Below are 15,700 nucleotides of genomic sequence, written 5' to 3'. Positions count from 1 at the left end.
AGGATTTCTTCGATAAGCTGTAAAAAATAAAAGCCCGGACTGGCCGGGCTTCTACTATATTGGAGTATGTGGTTGCTACTTTCGAGCGATAACTCTCTTGGCAGCTTCCACTATATTTTTGGCATCAATACCATATTTGGTCATCAACTCTTCAGGTGTACCACTTTCACCGAACGAATCGTTTACCGCTACCATTTCTAGTGGAGTAGGGTTGTTTAAGGCGAGTGTTTGCGCTATGCTATCACCTAAACCTCCATTCATCTGATGCTCTTCAGCAGTTACTACGCAGCCTGTTTTGGCAGCTGATTCTAAAACTGCTTCAACGTCTAGCGGCTTAATGGTGTGAATGTTAATTACTTCTGCGGAAATACCTGCTTCTGCCAATACGGCTTCTGCTTCAATGGCTTCCCATACCAAGTGGCCAGTCGCAAAGATGGTTACATCTGTACCTTCAATCAATTTCAAGGCTTTGCCAATTTCAAATTTCTGGTCGGCAGGAGTGAAGATAGGCACTTTCGGACGGCCAAATCTTAAGTAAACCGGCCCATGATGCTCAGCAATGGCAATAGTTGCTGCCTTTGTTTGGTTATAGTCGCATGGATTAATAACCGTCATGTTTGGCAACATTTTCATCATTCCTACATCTTCAAGAATTTGGTGAGTAGCACCATCTTCGCCTAATGTAAGCCCTGCGTGAGAAGCACAGATTTTTACGTTTTTCTCAGAGTATGCAATGCTTTGTCTGATTTGATCGTAAACACGACCAGTAGAAAAGTTTGCAAAAGTACCCGTAAAAGGGATTTTTCCGCCAATTGTTAAACCAGCAGCAAGGCCCATCATGTTAGCTTCTGCAATACCTACCTGAAAGAATCTTTCTGGGTTTTCTTTGATGAATTCCTGCATTTTAAGCGAGCCAACCAAGTCTGCACAAAGGGCAACTACATCTGGGTTAGTTCTACCTAATTCTGCCAGCCCAGCACCAAAACCTGAGCGTGTATCTTGCTTTTCTGTATAGCTAAATTTTGTCATGGTTGTTCTGATTAATAGTCGCCTAAAGTTTCTGGAAGTTGCGCCAATGCATCGGCCAATTGCTCATCGTTCGGAGCAACACCGTGCCACTTGTGCGTACCTACCATAAAATCGACTCCATAGCCCATTTCGGTAGACATTAAGTTCAATATTGGCTTGGCTTTTCCTGTTAAAGACTTAGCATGCTCAAGGCTTTTAACAATGCTATCCATGTCGTTACCATTGCTTTCAATTACATGCCAACCAAAGGCTTCCCACTTGGCTTTCAAATCGCCTAGTGACATTACCTCATCAGTAGGGCCGTCAATCTGCTGACCGTTATAGTCAACTGTAGCGATTAGGTTATCAATTTTATGGTGAGCCGCATACATTGCCGCTTCCCAAACCTGACCTTCTTCAAGCTCGCCATCGCCCATTAGTGCAAAAACTAGGTTGTTTTCGCCATTGAGCTTTTTGGCTTGTGCAGCACCACAGGCAACCGAAAGACCCTGGCCTAATGAACCTGAAGCTATTCTAATACCTGGTAGACCTTCTTCAGTAGCTGGGTGACCCTGAAGCCTAGAATCTAGTTTTCTGAAAGTAGAAAGCTCGCTCACTTCAAAGTAGCCGGCTCTAGCTAAAATGCTGTACCAAACCGGTGAAATATGACCGTTTGAAAGAAAGAAGATGTCTTCATTAAGTCCATCCATATCAAAACCTTCTTTGCGGTCCATAATGTGGAAATAAAGTGCGACAAAAAAGTCGGTACAACCTAGCGACCCACCTGGGTGCCCTGAATTAACAGCGTGTACCATTCGAACGATGTCGCGTCTTACTTGCGATGCAATGCGTTCTAATTCTGGAATATTAGCTTGATTCACTTGCTGATGTGGTTAATAGTTAATCTAAAATTTGAGCGGTGTGTTCTTTGGTTTTTACCTTGCTGATAATCTCTTCGATCACTCCGTTTTCGTCTATAATAAAGGTTGTGCGTGCTGTGCCCATGTACTTTCTGCCATACATTTGTTTTTCTACCCATGTACCAAATTGCTCGTGAATGCTTTTGTCAACATCGGCAATAAGCGGAAATGGTAGTTCGTACTTGGCAATAAAGTTCTGGTGTTTCTTTTCTGTGTCAGAGCTAATGCCAACCACTGCATATCCTGCTTTAAGCAGTGCATCGTAATTGTCTCTTAGGTTGCACGCTTGGGTAGTACAGCCAGGCGTATTGTCTTTAGGGTAGAAGTAGAGTACTAATTTCTTTCCTGCAAAATCAGAAAGTTTAATTGGGTTTCCATCTTGGTCTACCCCTTCAAAAGCTGGGGCTTTGTCTCCTACATTGAGGCTCATAATTCTCCTAGTTTTAATTCGAAAATTGATTCGTTGCCGGCATTATCCGACACTTTCAATTCAAACTCTCCTTCTAACGGTTTAGTTTTATCTAATCGTTCCGACCACAAAAGTCTGCGCTTCGGTTCGTAATGCATCAAAAGCCATTCTCCGCTAATGTGGGCTTCAAAACTCTTAATTCCCGAGAGCTCGTCACTTATTCTAAAGTAGAGTACATCTTGCTTTCTAGATGTCAACCGAATTTCCGGAGCGATATCATCTTTCATTAAGGTAAACTTGCCGAAAGTAGAAAAGCTGAAGGCAAATTTACCGTCTTTATACTCTCCGCCTAGAAAACCCGGATATTTCGGGTTATTGATTTGATAAATGTGGTACTTCTCTATGTCTTCGTATTGCCTTTTGGGTTGCCATTCTGCATAAATGCTGCCTTTGAGTGGGTATACATCTTCATTTACAGAAAGGTACTCCATGTCCTCTTCCACCACATGCTCTGCCTGAATATAAACAGTGTCGAACAATGTTGATTTAGAGAATCGTAGCGAGTAGCTGTCGGCCAAAAACGAGTGTTTACTGGTGGCAGGAACTCTATCTGCAAAGTTGAAGGTAAGTGTGTCGCCATTTGTCATGTCGGCCTTTAGCGGAAGTATAGACTTCAGGTCTACTAAGTATACATTTTCTGATGGCGTTTTGTACGCTGGGTCTACTACTTTCGACCCTTCTGCAGCGTACAAGGTTACCTTGGCGAATTCGTTGTTGCCAGGTTGGTAGAGTACCAGGGTGTTGTCTTGTACAAAATATGGTCGCTTTGTTTGTGGTTCACGCTTCAGCTCACTTATTGGCGCTACGCCTTTGAGGGTAAAGTTTACTTTTGAGGTATTGGCATAAGAATCCGTTAGTGTAATTTCTATATCAGCAGTTTCGTCTGCTTTTAGTTGAATAAATCCATTGTTTTTTACCTCTCGATAGAAATCTAATGTGTTGCCATCATCAATATATAGCTTGTTGTAGCGTCTGTACGTTTCTTTTTGTGCTTGGTAATTCGTATGGATTTTAATGTTTTTCTGTTCAGAAAAGCGGATGGTATCAATGCTTTGCGAAAAGATTATTTCTCCATTCATTTTAACCGATTGAATTGGGATGCCGTTTCTATTGTTCGCACCATTTAACCTATCAAACCCATATAGCTCAAGGCCAATTTTACCTGTTACCTCTATGGTATCTTTAAAATAAAACTGGTCTCCGTTTTGGCTTAAGTCGAAATTGAACCTGCCGAATTCGCCACCAATGCGAGCATTAATGTTCATGGCTTTTAGGCCAATACTTACCGCTGTAGGGGCAATGTTATCTTTAATTTGACTGAAGCCAATTCTTAGAGGATCGAGCACCTCGTGGTTTATGTTCCTTATTTCGAAGTGTAGATGTGGCCCCGTAGAAGAGCCTGTGTTGCCCGATAGGCCGATTATATCTCCTTTTTCAAAAGTGAATTGGCCTTTGGGAGGGAATAGGTTAGTGGCATGTGTTTTTTTGTCATACAGTTGTTGCAGCACATATTCGGCAACCTTTGGAGAGAATTTGTCCATGTGGGCATAAACTGTAGTGGTGCCATTTGGATGACTTATGTAAAGACAGTTGCCGTAGCCTCCAGGCCCAATGCGAATGCGGCTAATGTAACCTTTGGCGGCTGAGTAAACCTCGAGCCCAGTACGGCCTTCTGTTTTAATATCTAAGCCTGCATGAAAATGAGAAGAGCGTAGCTCGCCCATGGTGCCCGATAGGTAGTTTATTTTTTCCGGTAAAATAGGGAAAGCATAATAGCCTTCGTCAATACCATCGTAAACTACTTGGGCATTTAGCCCTGTGGTAAATAGTGTAATAAATAAGAATACGTATTTACTTAATCTCAACTTCTAGCATTTTCTTCCCTTCAATGTAAGCCTCTAGTTTATCGCCAATCGCGACTGGTCCAACACCTTTTGGTGTACCGGTAAATATGATGTCTCCCTTTTTTAAAGTGAAGTATTGCGATACATAAGCAATGATTTCATCTATTGTATAGAGCATCAATTTCGTGTTTCCTTGCTGCTTTTCTTCTCCATTTTTGGTTAATGAAAAGTTCAGGTTGGTTAAATCAAAGTCTTCCTTTTTAACAAAATCTGAAATAGGGGCAGCGCCATTAAAGCCCTTTGCCTTGTCCCAAGGTAAACCTTTTTCTTTCAGTTTACTTTGCACGTCTCTTGCAGTGAAATCAATTCCAATGCCAATTTCATCGTAATACTTTTGAGCAAATTTCTCCTGAATGAATTTACCTTCTCTGTTAATCTTTACCAAGATTTCTACTTCAAAATGAATGTCTTTCGAAAACTCAGGATAGTAGAAAGGTGCATTGTTACGGAGAACGGCCGTGTCTGGTTTCATGAATATAACGGGCTCGCTAGGCTTTTCATTATTTAGCTCTTCAATATGTGCCGTATAGTTACGTCCAATGGCGATGATTTTCATTCGAAAGGAATTTTAGTTTAAGGAAATTCAGGCTTTGCGTTAACGAGGCCGCAAGCCCAAATTTATTAGACTGTAACTAGAAAGACTAACTTTTGGCTAAAGATAGTGGCACGCTTTAGCGTACAATTAACCTTTTTGTAATTGTCTTGCCGGTAGACGCTTGAATAAGCAGGGAATAAATGCCGGGAGTTAGGTCGTAGGTGCTTAGCGCAATGCTTTGGTTTGGTGACTCAACTGTAACTTCATGTGTTGCTTCAATGTATCCTTGGGCGTTGATTACAATGAATTTTAGTTCACCATCGCTAGACTGAACTGAGAAGGTTAGTTCATCGCCTTGGTTTACAGGGTTAGGATAAAAGGTGGCATTGAATGAGTTGTTTTCAATGATTACTTTTTCCACTTCTGAATAGGTGAATTGGCCATTGAAGTCAGTTTGCTTTAGGCGATAATAATTGTTTCCGTTAAATGGAAAAGGGTCCTCGAATTGATAGCGCCTCACTTCTTCAACACTACCGGCACCATCTACATAGGCTATTGCCTCAAAGCTATTGCCGTACTTACTTCTTTCAATGGTGAAGTGGCTATTGTCGGTTTCTGAGGTTGTTACCCAGTTTAGCATCACTTTGTTGTCACTTGTTGGTTTAACATCAAAGCTTACCAATACTACTGGCAATGGAGTTTGTTCTGTATCGGCAGAGGCGATAGTGAACCTCGTATTGTCGGTTAAAGCAGAGATGCCTGCAAACTGATACATGCCATCACCTTGGTCGGTGGCACCCGTAATTGGAGTTTCGTCTGCAAATGTGCCGTCATTATCTGTATCTATCAATAGCACCAAGTCAGCTGCTGTTACAGATGAAAAAGCGCTTAAGTCGAATAATACATTTACACTACCCACATCAACCGAAACACCAAAAGTGTTCTCTTCGCTAACTCTCCACACCCTTTGAAAGCGTGCTTCTACACCCATAGGTATATCGTCAGTTTCAGTTGCTAGCGCATCGGCTCCATCATGTCCCCAAAATAGAAACTCACCATTTTCAAGGTTGTCAGCTCCGTTTATTCTTACCATTCCGGTTCCTTGCGAGTCGGTGTGGCTTGAGCCATCTGGTGCTTGGCCTATTCCGGCCACATCATGGTCGTAGCCATCATTGTCCTCATCGTAAATGTCGCTTGTAGATAACGATAGCCCGTATTTGGCTGCTAAATAGTTTTCAATAATAATCTTTTCGGCAGTGTTAGCCCCAGAGGCAATATGTATGATCTCAGAAATATTGCCGTTCCATAAGGCACTCGATGAAATTCGAGCAGTACCACTGACTCCTGGTGTGCCCGTAACAACAGTGCTGTTACTTGCCGCTAGGTTGCCATTAACAAATAGTTCTACAGAGCTTCCATTGGAGTAGTTGTAACTGTAAACGTAAGGCGTTGCCGCTGAAACAGTGGTAGACAAAGGAGTGGCGGTAGTTCCATCAAAAAGCCTTGCCCTAAAGCTAGAAGCTGCCGGCATGCCTAAGGTTACTCTAAAGTTTGATGCGGGTCCGCCTAGTCTGATGGCGCGTCTTTGTACGTTGGTTGGGTTACTGCCTGATGCCACTAGGAAAATACTTCCCGTTCCCACAGTGGTATAAGTAAAGTCAAGTAGGTCGTCTACACCATCAAATGTGAGTGCTGGGTATCCGTTGAGCGCATTTTCGGTGAAGATTGGTAGGTTGGTAACGTTGGAAGCGTTACTGGTAGAACCTGAGCCAGAAAGATTGTGCCAGCTCTGCACGGTTTGACCATCGGTCGCAAGGTTTGTTCCTGCGTCATTATAAGCTAGCTGGTTGGCATCGAACCATATGTCTAGATTGGAAGACCCGTTGGTATTTCCAATTCCTCCAGGTCCGGTTTGGGCATTAAGTGTTTGTGCATACACAAACAAACACATAATGCAGATGCACGCTCTGGTCATGAGTGCTGGTGGTTGAGTCGGTTACGTTTGGTTAAGGTTAAAAGATTACTCTTTCGTGCTTAAAGGTATTCCGAACTTGAAGAAATAACAATATAAAACTGATGTAATTTTATTGAAATAGTAGAATAAAAATTTATTAATAGTTATATCAAAAGTGCTTTACTACAATTTAATGTTAAATTAATTTAATGTGTATAGGGTTAATATTGGTTTAAACAGAGGGTATTTGTATGTGAGTGTTTGATATATGTATGTTTCGAAGTCAGGGGTGGTTTTTGGTAGTCAACAGGGCTTTACAAGGAAGGGTAGGAATGGTGCCGTGTTATTTGATGATGACTCTTTTCGAAAGTTTTTTGACCGGACTAAATTGAATGTTGTACATACCTGCTGATAAGTTGGAGGTCTCCAGCTCTAGATCAAGGTTGGTAACCAAGCTATCGAGATGATGCTGCCATTCGATGTTACCTTTATTGTTAACCAAGCAAATAGAAAGAAATGGTAGGTTAGGTAGGTTTGAGAGCGAGATTTTTAGGTTCTCTCCTCTGTTAATAGGGTTGGGGTAACAAATTGATTTGGCCAGCAATTCTTTTATTAATACCCTTTTGACTTCTGAAAAAGTAAATTGCCCATTGAAATCTGTCTGTCTCAGTCTGTAATAAGAAGTTCCTTTTACAGGGAAAAGGTCATAGAATTGGTAGGTGCGTAGCTCTTCTACACTTCCGGCACCGTCAACATATGCGAGTGTTTCGAAGTCAGTTCCATTTATACTTCGCTCAATAGTGAAATGGCTGTTGTCTGTTTCTGATGCGGTTGCCCATTGAATATTTACTGTGTTTGTTTCGGTCGTTTCAACATTAAAACTCACTAGGGTTACTGGGAGCGGTGTGTCATTGGTATCGGCAGTTCCAATGGTGAGTCTAAGGTTGTTTCCTAGAGCAGAAACGCTCGCAAACTGATAAATATCGTCACCTAGATGTGTAGCACCAGAAATAGCTGTTTCATCGTTGAAAGTACCATCATTATCAGCATCTATTATTAACCTTAAATCAGCAGCTGTTACAGAGGTGAAAGCACTCAGGTCAAACCGAATATTTACGCTACCAACATCCCCTTGCTCGCTTATTCGCCAAACTCTCTGAAATCTTGCTTGTACGCCAGTTGGTACATCTGATGTTTCTGTGGCTATGGCATCCCCATTATCATGTCCCCAAAACAAGAATTCGTTGTTGTCGAGATCATTAGCTCCAAGAATTCTTAGTATTCCTGTACTCTGAGAATCTGTGTGACTGCTACCATCTGATGCTTGTCCTATTCCTGCAACATCATGGTCGTAATCTCCATTGGCGCCATCATCTTCATTGTAAATGTCATTGGCCGATAGACTAATCCCGTATTTGGCCGCTAAATAGTTCTCAATTATTATGCGCTCGGCAGCGTTTACAACCCCTGAATAGTGTATGATTTCAGCAATGTTTCCATCCCAAAAGTCACCGCCTGAAATAATAGATGTGGTTGATCCAAAAATGCCTAGCGCTATGCCAAGGGAGTTTGTTCCTGAAGAGCTACTATTGGCAAAAAGTTGAGAACTACCTATTGTTCTATGGTTATAGGACCATAGGTAGGTAGTGCCGCTCGTAATGGTCTGGTTAATTGTTCCTATTTGTACACCGTTGTCCAGCCTTGCTTGCATATTGGTAGAAGAAGTCATTCGCATAGCATTGCTATAATCTATTAGGCCAGGTTCTCCTAGTCGTATCAAAACCCTTTCAGTGCCACTGTTAAAGCTGCCGGAGGCCACTGCGAAGAGTGTTCCGGAATTGGTAATCGTATGAGTGAAGCTGAATGAGTCGTTGGAACCATCAAAGGTTAAGGAGTGGTATCCGTTGAGAGCGTTCGAAGAAAAAGTGGGGCGAAACGTTGAAGATGATGATGTTGCAGCGCCTGATGCTAGCCCTAAGTTACTCCAGCTTTCTACTGTTTGGCCATTTGTAGCAAGAGTGGTGCCTGAGGTGAATGCTTGTTGGTTTGCATCAAACCAAATGTTTAGGCTTGAACCACCGCCAGAAGTGCCTACTCCTCCTGGACCAGTTTGAGCAAAGGCCGCTTGCATAAATGCATATAAACAAAGGGTACAAATGCATTGCCTGTTCATAAGTGCTAAATGGTTGAGTTAGTTCGGTCTAATACATAAGTGTCTATGTATTAGGGTATTGAATTTAACTTTTCACTTTTTTAATTACAAGGCTTTTTGCTTTTAATGTTCTTGGAATGTAAATATATTTACATGTTTAACAACAAATTAATATTCATGTATTATGCCTATAATGAAACTATTAGTTAGTATCATAATTTATCAAGGTGTGCTAAATGGTGCTTTGTGTATGTGAATCTGTACGAAGGTGTTGTATGTGCGCGAAAAGCTGCTTTTTCTAAAGCGCTATTCCAATTTTGAGACGAGCAGTAATAATTATTTCAAAACTTCTGTTACTCTTTAGATGTACTTGTTATAATTTTAAACAATACACCGCGTACACCTTGTTTAATAGTAGATGATTAACCGAAATAGCATGAGAAATAACAAATTGTATAAAGTAGTTGGTGCCATTGTGCTAGCAGCTACTGCGTATGCATGTACAACTGTGCCTATTACAGGCAGAAAGCAACTTACAGGAGTGCCCGGGGCACCAGATTCGCAGGAAATTATTGCAATGAGTTCAGATACTTATAGTCATTTAATGGACTCTGTGAAGCTTTCTACGGATCAAGAACAAGTTGCTAGGGTTAAACGAGTAGGCGATAGAATAAAAGGAGCAGTAGAGAAATACCTAACACAGAATGGATATGAAGAACTTCTGCAGGGGTTTAATTGGGAGTTTAACCTGATAGAAGATGATGAAATGGTAAATGCTTGGGCCATGCCTGGCGGTAAGGTGGCGTTTTATACGGGCATAATGCCAATTTGTAAGGATGATATTGGTGTGGCAGTTGTAATGGGGCACGAAGTAGCACATGCGATTGCTAAACATGGAGAGGAGCGCATTAACCAAACTTACGCAAAGCAAGTGGGGATGACGGTTGGCGCTATTGCTTTGGGGGAAAACCCTGGTGTGGCTGAAAAGCTCATCTATCAATCTGTTGGCTATGGTTCAGACTTAGGGCTTTTGAGCTTCTCAAGAACACACGAGTCGGAAGCTGATGAGCTGGGTATCGTGTTTATGGCCATAGCTGGTTACGACCCGAAGGAAGCACCAAAGTTTTGGGAAAGAATGTCGGCTGACAGCGGAGGCAACCAGCCGCCAGAATTTCTGTCAACGCACCCTTCTCACGAAACCAGAATTGAGCGCTTAAACGAAGCTATGCCAAAAGCATTAGAATATTACAACGGAGATAATTAGGCTAATTATTAGCCGTTAGAATTGCGAGTAGTGCTTTGGCTTTAACAAGGCACTCCTCGTATTCTTTTGAGGGTACGGCATCGTAGGTAATGGCGCTGCCAACCTGAAAAGAATAGGTGTCGGTTTTTGCATTAATGAACAGGCTGCGAATCAAAACATTAAAGTCGAAATTACCACTGGGTGATATGTAACCTGCTGCCCCCGAAAAGGCTCCCCTGCGGTTTTGTTCATAATGCTCTATCAGTTTCATTACCATCACTTTCGGAGCGCCCGTCATGCTGCCCATAGGGAAAGCATTCTTAATGCATTCAACAAAGTCTACCGTTTCTTTCTTCTCAGAGATAACTGTTGAGATCATTTGATGAACTTGTTGAAAGGAATAAATACCAAAAAGCTCTTCGACTTTTACCGAGCCACTTTTGGAGCTTTTGGCCAAATCGTTTCTTACCAAGTCTACTATCATCATGTTCTCGGCAATTTCCTTTTCGTCATTTCTTAGTTCCGAAATAAGTAATTCATCGGTAGCAGAATCGGCACCTCGTGGCCTTGTGCCTTTTATAGGTTGTGAGATGAGCTTATCATCTTCTTTCAGTAAAAACCTTTCGGGTGATGCACAAATAATATAGTGCTCGTTAAATCGCTGAAAGCACGAGAATGGCTTTGGGGAAAGCTCGTTTAGTGCCAAGTAGGTCTGGAGTGGAGAAAAGCTTTCCACTTTACCATGAAATTCTTGGCAGAAGTTAATCTCATAAATGTCTCCGGCTTCTATATGGTCAATTAGCTTGGCTACAGTTTTTTCATAAGTATCCTGATCGATAGCGGGAGTAGAGTGAGAGAAGCTCGGTTTGGAAAAGAGGGGTTCATGCTTGCTGATCTCTTCAAAAAGCGATTCATTATCCGAGTGGATTTCTACTCCGTTTGTTCCAAAGAAAATGATGTGTTCGGCTTCAAAAAATGAAATGTCAGGGAATTGAACGTGGTCGGTGTTTTCACTCGTCAATCGTTCGGTATCATTTTTCAAGTCGTAGCCTAAATAGCCAAAAAGCCACTTGTTCTGATGAAACGCCCTTAGATTTTCGAAGGCTCCATTAGCTGTTTGGCTTAGCGTGCGCTTAGCGCCAATAGCCAGGATTTGCCGAAAGCCGTTGTGCGGATAACTGATGTTGTTGTGCTGGTAATACGCAAAATGACTAAAGTGCTGCGCCCAGTCTAGGGCTTTTAAAGTCCAGTCTGGTTTGTTGAATTGTTGGTATGAGATAAAGCGCTGCAATGCCGTGATTATGGCGCAAATGTAATAGAAACTAAAGCCCAAAAAAAAGCCCGAGTTTCCACGGGCTTTTGCTATCTATAGGTTTGTTGTTGTTACAGCGCTGCGCCAGTTCCAGCTTTAAGCTCAAAACCAACGTTTACTGTATTGTAAATAAATTCGTCTTTTGCTTTATCAGCTACGCTTGCTTCGTCACCATACATTAGTTTCCAATCGGTTCTGTCAATGTTAAAGTTGGCAACAGCTTTTACTTGGCCATTTTCAATGCTTACAGAAGCAGGGAAAGTAATGTTTTTAGTAGTACCTCTCATTGTAAGGTTACCAGAAACAAAGTGCGTTGGGTTTTCAACCATTACTTCGCTAAGCGAAGCAGGGGTAAATTCAGACTCAAACTCCGCTTTGTCAGCAGTTAATTCCGCTTGAGCAAATGGGCTTACTTCAGTAATCTCAAAAGTAGCAGTTGGGTGGTTGGCTGCATCAAAAAAGTCAGCGTTAAGCAAGTGACCTTTCAATTTAGCATTCCACTCAGAGTCTGCTGGTAAATCAACTACAGTCAAAGAGTTAATGTCTATTGTAAATGTACCGCCAACTACTTTGTTGCCATCTACCAATACGTTTCCTTCAGTAATGCCAATAGTACCATTGTGCTTACCTGCTGGTTTAGATCCAATCCAAGTTACAATGCTTTCGGTAGTCGCTACAGGAATTGCAGTTGCTTCTGCGTTTGCTTTTACTGCTTTGGCATCGCTTGTTTCTACGGTCTTACCGTTCGATCCACAGCTCAATACTACTGCTGCGAGTAGGGCTAGAGCTAAAGTTGATTTTAAAATTTTCATAGCTGTTTAATTATCGATTCCGTTATGTTTCTTTATTTCGTGTCAGGACTTTTTGTGAGCCCCATTTTTTTGAATCGCAAACATAACTAATGAAGGTTTACAAAAGTTCAATGTAGGTACATATATTTTTTACATGGCACTGATAAAAGGAGTAAAAGGGATAAAACCCAGTATGGGTGAGAATTGTTGGCTGGCCGAAAATGCCACTGTGGTGGGCGATGTAAGCATGGGTAACAATTGCAATGTTTGGTTTAATGCTGTTGTACGTGGCGATGTTTGTTCCATTACCATGGGAGAAAATTGTAATGTGCAGGACGGTGCCGTTGTTCATGGTACGCTAAATCATTCCAAAACCATTTTGGGTAACAATGTTTCCATAGGGCACAATGCCATTGTACATGGTTGCCAGGTGGAAGACAACGTGCTTATTGGTATGGGGGCGATTGTAATGGACAATGCCATAATTAAAGAAGGTTCCATGATTGCTGCTGGTGCGGTGGTATTAGCAAACACAGTTGTAGAACCTAACAGTTTGTATGCCGGTACGCCTGCCAAAAAGATAAAAGATATAGATGCGAAGCTGCGCCAGGTGATTGACAAAACACCAGAAAACTATAAAACGTATACCACTTGGATTGACAAAGACTAAGCATTCCTACCATGATTGTAAAGCCCCTCGAAACAGAATATAATCCATTCTACCAGCCATATATGAACCAGCTGCACGATAGCGATGTGCTGGTTACTCTGAAAAAGCAACTTAAGTCGGTTCCCGATTTTTTATGGCAAATACCCAAAGCCAAGCACGATTTTGCTTATGCACCTGGTAAATGGACTATTAAGGAATTGATGCAGCATATAAATGATACTGAACGTGTGTTTACCTATCGGGCACTGTGCTTTGCTCGTGGCGATAGACAGGATATGCCAGCAATGGATCAGGATGTTTATTTGAATAATGCGGCTATAGCTCAGCGCCCTTTCTCATCTTTTATCGATGAATTTGTGTCTTTAAGGGTAGCCACCATTTGTTTGTTTGAGAATATTACCGAAGATCAACAAATGAATATGGGAAATGCCAGTGGTTTTCCTGTTTCGGTAAGGGCTTTGGCTGCAATGACAGCTGGCCATGTGGCACATCATATTTCCATTATAAATAGCCGATACCTCTAATGTTTTTTATTGACCCGACTAAGGAATACGCCAAACAAACCGAATCGCGTGTAGTGGTTCGTTTTCAAGACTGCGATCCGCTCAATCACCTGAATAACGCCAAGTATTTCGACTATTTTTTCAATGCCCGAGAAGATCAGGTGCCAAAGCTCTATGGTGTTGAATTAAAGGATCTTATAAAACAGTTTGATGCTGTTTGGGTTGTTTATAATCATCACATAGCCTATTTAAGATCGGCCATGGTGGGCGAGTGGGTTAAAATTGTAACCCGACTGATTTGGTATAATGAAGATACCGTGGTGCTGGAGTATTTAATGATGGATGATGAGAAGTCGCACCTCAAAACCTTAATGTGGACCACAATGAAATATGTGGGCTTAAAAACTGGTAAAACTGTCGCCCATAGTGAGCCGATTTTACAATATTTGGAGGCCACTAAATATGGAGATGTAGATTATCACGCACATGAATTTGATAACCGAGTGAAAAAAGTTAAAGAGCAAGTGAAGCTGGGTTTTTGAAATTTTGAAGAATTATTTAAATTAATAAAAGAATCATAAAACAATATTATGCAAGACAACCTCGGATTTGACTCAAAAGAGATCCAGAAATTGAAGGAGGAGATTGCCAAAGCCGGTAAAAATTTTGTCGTTATCGATTCGGATGACAATAATGAAGAGTTTAGAAACTTCTACTTTATTGGGGTTTTTAACGGTAAGGAGGCAATCTACGATGCAGCGCTCTACACTTTGCGAATGCAACACAATAGTGAAGTATTCGATCTTGCCCAGCATAAGGTAGCTCAAAAATTCCCGCAATTTAAGGCCATTGATTATGAGGAGGATGAGAACGGTGACATTACACCTTTAGATGACCTGGATGAGGAAATTGGACTTTACCTAACAGAGGTGATGGACGAGCTGGAAGAAGAGGAAACCGTGAAGGTTCAGGAGCACGTAGATATTGATGAAAACATTGATTTTGGTATTGGTTTAGATGCCGGATTGAATGTGGAAGAAATTACAGACGAGGTGATTCAGAAATTCATTAATGATTTTAATGAAGAAACCCTCAAGCTGGATACCACGCTTTATTCATTCCAATTTGAAGAGGCCTAATTGAAATAATGATAAATGAATTAAACGCCAGCTAGTTTTAGCTGGCGTTTTTTGTTTGCAAAGCTAATTTCCAATTAAAGTTGTGGCATCTAAAACATATTTGCTCAGTTTTGGCTTTTTAATCCAAAATGCTCAAAATAGCCTGGACTGAAATTTATGCGCACCCGCTGCCTAAGAATCATCGCTTTCCGATGGAGAAATACAACTTGCTACCTGAGCAGCTGTTGTATGAGGGAACAGTAAGCCATGAGAATTTTTTTGCGCCAGCCGCTCTACCCGAAGGGCTTGTTTTAAGAACGCATGACGCCAATTACTGGAAGAAGTTGAAGAGTTTGTCGCTCGATAGGAAGGAGGAACGCAAGACTGGTTTTCCGCTTTCTCAACAATTGGTAGCGCGAGAGGTGACCATAATGAACGGGACACTAATGGCTGCTAAGTATGCCTTAGAGTTCGGTATTGCCATGAATATTGCTGGAGGTACACACCATGCGTTTACCGATAGAGGCGAGGGGTTTTGCCTTTTGAATGACATTGCCATTGCTGCTAATTATTTACTGGATGAAGGACTGGCCAAAAAAGTGTTGGTTGTTGATTTAGACGTACATCAGGGAAACGGGACGGCTCAGATTTTTGAGCAGGAGCCTCGTGTTTTTACGTTCAGTATGCATGGCGCGGCCAATTATCCCATGCACAAAGAAAAGTCTGATCTAGATATTGGCCTGCCTGATGGAATTGAAGATGATGCTTACTTGAAAATTCTTAGGGAGAACCTGCCCCGATTGATGGATGCGGTGGCTCCTGATTTTGTCTTTTTTCAGTCGGGGGTAGATGTACTGGCAACTGATAAACTTGGTCGCCTAGGTATGACCATTGCGGGGTGTAAAGAGCGTGACAGGACTGTACTTCAGACTTGTTTTAACAACAACATACCCGTGGTAGCGAGTATGGGTGGCGGCTACTCGCAGAAAATAGCGCACATTGTAGAGGCGCACGCCAATACTTATCGCTTGGCACAAGAAATCTATTTTTAGAGGTATTGGCCTGTTTTTCAGCCGAAATGTACTATCAACTCTAAGCTTTATTTACTTAGTTTGCATTAA

Annotated in this window: 15 protein-coding genes; 6 read left to right on the top strand and 9 right to left on the bottom strand. The window is 41.7% G+C overall.

The window, feature by feature from the left end:
* Positions 1 to 75 precede the first annotated feature (75 nt).
* The 7 genes from BMW98_RS13495 to BMW98_RS13465 all read right to left on the bottom strand — a co-directional run bounded on the left by BMW98_RS13495 (position 76) and on the right by BMW98_RS13465 (position 8,921).
* Complete coding sequence (locus BMW98_RS13495) at positions 76 to 1,029, bottom strand: transketolase family protein (protein ID WP_090259103.1); 954 nt, start codon at positions 1,027 to 1,029, stop codon at positions 76 to 78.
* Positions 1,030 to 1,040: 11 nt separating this feature from the next.
* Entirely contained in the window at positions 1,041 to 1,889 is an 849-nt protein-coding gene (locus BMW98_RS13490; RefSeq protein ID WP_090259102.1) for a transketolase, read from the bottom strand.
* A 19-nt stretch (positions 1,890 to 1,908) separates the two neighbouring features.
* Complete coding sequence (gene bcp / locus BMW98_RS13485) at positions 1,909 to 2,358, bottom strand: thioredoxin-dependent thiol peroxidase (protein ID WP_090259101.1); 450 nt, start codon at positions 2,356 to 2,358, stop codon at positions 1,909 to 1,911.
* On the bottom strand, positions 2,355 to 4,262 hold the full coding sequence (locus tag BMW98_RS13480) for a M23 family metallopeptidase (protein WP_090259100.1): 1,908 nt from the start codon (positions 4,260 to 4,262) through the stop codon (positions 2,355 to 2,357). The genes bcp and BMW98_RS13480 overlap by 4 nt, the downstream gene beginning before the upstream one ends.
* Complete coding sequence (locus BMW98_RS13475; RefSeq protein WP_090259099.1) at positions 4,249 to 4,857, bottom strand: fumarylacetoacetate hydrolase family protein; 609 nt, start codon at positions 4,855 to 4,857, stop codon at positions 4,249 to 4,251. Before BMW98_RS13475 ends, BMW98_RS13480 begins: the two co-directional genes overlap by 14 nt.
* Positions 4,858 to 4,972: 115 nt before the next feature.
* A complete protein-coding gene (locus BMW98_RS13470; RefSeq protein WP_090259098.1) occupies positions 4,973 to 6,811 on the bottom strand; it encodes a T9SS type A sorting domain-containing protein in 1,839 nt (612 codons plus the stop codon).
* Between the two features lie 322 nt (positions 6,812 to 7,133).
* Entirely contained in the window at positions 7,134 to 8,921 is a 1,788-nt protein-coding gene (locus tag BMW98_RS13465; RefSeq protein ID WP_090259097.1) for a DUF8202 domain-containing protein, read from the bottom strand.
* A gap of 457 nt (positions 8,922 to 9,378) precedes the next feature.
* Between BMW98_RS13465 and BMW98_RS13460 the strand changes: the two genes are divergently transcribed.
* A complete protein-coding gene (locus BMW98_RS13460) occupies positions 9,379 to 10,206 on the top strand; it encodes a M48 family metallopeptidase (RefSeq protein WP_090259469.1) in 828 nt (275 codons plus the stop codon).
* 1 nt (position 10,207) lies between these two features.
* On the opposite strand, the gene BMW98_RS13455 is transcribed toward BMW98_RS13460, so the two are convergent.
* Positions 10,208 to 11,518, bottom strand: coding sequence for an anthranilate synthase component I family protein (locus BMW98_RS13455; RefSeq protein WP_245733592.1), 1,311 nt, complete (start codon positions 11,516 to 11,518; stop codon positions 10,208 to 10,210).
* Positions 11,519 to 11,568: 50 nt separating this feature from the next.
* Positions 11,569 to 12,309: a YceI family protein gene (locus tag BMW98_RS13450; protein ID WP_090259096.1), complete on the bottom strand. Its 741-nt coding sequence runs from the start codon at positions 12,307 to 12,309 to the stop codon at positions 11,569 to 11,571.
* Positions 12,310 to 12,442: 133 nt separating this feature from the next.
* Between BMW98_RS13450 and BMW98_RS13445 the strand changes: the two genes are divergently transcribed.
* From BMW98_RS13445 to BMW98_RS13425, 5 genes are all read left to right on the top strand, one after another.
* Positions 12,443 to 12,958 carry a gamma carbonic anhydrase family protein gene (locus BMW98_RS13445; RefSeq protein WP_090259095.1) on the top strand — a complete coding sequence of 172 codons (516 nt, stop codon included), beginning with the start codon at positions 12,443 to 12,445 and terminating at the stop codon, positions 12,956 to 12,958.
* 11 nt (positions 12,959 to 12,969) lie between these two features.
* Positions 12,970 to 13,482 carry a DinB family protein gene (locus BMW98_RS13440; protein WP_090259094.1) on the top strand — a complete coding sequence of 171 codons (513 nt, stop codon included), beginning with the start codon at positions 12,970 to 12,972 and terminating at the stop codon, positions 13,480 to 13,482.
* Positions 13,482 to 14,003, top strand: a complete 522-nt coding sequence (locus BMW98_RS13435) for an acyl-CoA thioesterase (RefSeq protein ID WP_090259093.1) — start codon at positions 13,482 to 13,484, stop codon at positions 14,001 to 14,003. The genes BMW98_RS13440 and BMW98_RS13435 overlap by 1 nt, the downstream gene beginning before the upstream one ends.
* A 48-nt stretch (positions 14,004 to 14,051) precedes the next feature.
* On the top strand, positions 14,052 to 14,600 hold the full coding sequence (locus BMW98_RS13430) for a hypothetical protein (RefSeq protein WP_262922691.1): 549 nt from the start codon (positions 14,052 to 14,054) through the stop codon (positions 14,598 to 14,600).
* A gap of 128 nt (positions 14,601 to 14,728) precedes the next feature.
* Entirely contained in the window at positions 14,729 to 15,631 is a 903-nt protein-coding gene (locus tag BMW98_RS13425) for a histone deacetylase family protein (RefSeq protein WP_090259091.1), read from the top strand.
* The last annotated feature ends 69 nt before the right edge of the window (positions 15,632 to 15,700 follow it).

It is taken from the genome of Roseivirga pacifica, assembly GCF_900111145.1.
GTDB classification, from domain to species: Bacteria; Bacteroidota; Bacteroidia; order Cytophagales; family Cyclobacteriaceae; genus Roseivirga; species Roseivirga pacifica.
This window is presented reverse-complemented; position numbering and strand designations above follow the sequence as displayed.

Bases quoted from the DNA above. Each gene is read 5' to 3' on its own strand.
- BMW98_RS13495 (WP_090259103.1), bottom strand. From the start codon at position 1,029: ATGACAAAATTTAGCTATACAGAAAAGCAAGATACACGCTCAGGTTTT.
- bcp (WP_090259101.1), bottom strand. From the start codon at position 2,358: ATGAGCCTCAATGTAGGAGACAAAGCCCCAGCTTTTGAAGGGGTAGAC.
- BMW98_RS13475 (WP_090259099.1), bottom strand. From the start codon at position 4,857: ATGAAAATCATCGCCATTGGACGTAACTATACGGCACATATTGAAGAG.
- BMW98_RS13470 (WP_090259098.1), bottom strand. From the start codon at position 6,811: ATGACCAGAGCGTGCATCTGCATTATGTGTTTGTTTGTGTATGCACAA.
- BMW98_RS13465 (WP_090259097.1), bottom strand. From the start codon at position 8,921: ATGCAAGCGGCCTTTGCTCAAACTGGTCCAGGAGGAGTAGGCACTTCT.
- BMW98_RS13460 (WP_090259469.1), top strand. From the start codon at position 9,379: ATGAGAAATAACAAATTGTATAAAGTAGTTGGTGCCATTGTGCTAGCA.
- BMW98_RS13450 (WP_090259096.1), bottom strand. From the start codon at position 12,309: ATGAAAATTTTAAAATCAACTTTAGCTCTAGCCCTACTCGCAGCAGTA.
- BMW98_RS13445 (WP_090259095.1), top strand. From the start codon at position 12,443: ATGGCACTGATAAAAGGAGTAAAAGGGATAAAACCCAGTATGGGTGAG.
- BMW98_RS13440 (WP_090259094.1), top strand. From the start codon at position 12,970: ATGATTGTAAAGCCCCTCGAAACAGAATATAATCCATTCTACCAGCCA.
- BMW98_RS13435 (WP_090259093.1), top strand. From the start codon at position 13,482: ATGTTTTTTATTGACCCGACTAAGGAATACGCCAAACAAACCGAATCG.
- BMW98_RS13430 (WP_262922691.1), top strand. From the start codon at position 14,052: ATGCAAGACAACCTCGGATTTGACTCAAAAGAGATCCAGAAATTGAAG.
- BMW98_RS13425 (WP_090259091.1), top strand. From the start codon at position 14,729: ATGCTCAAAATAGCCTGGACTGAAATTTATGCGCACCCGCTGCCTAAG.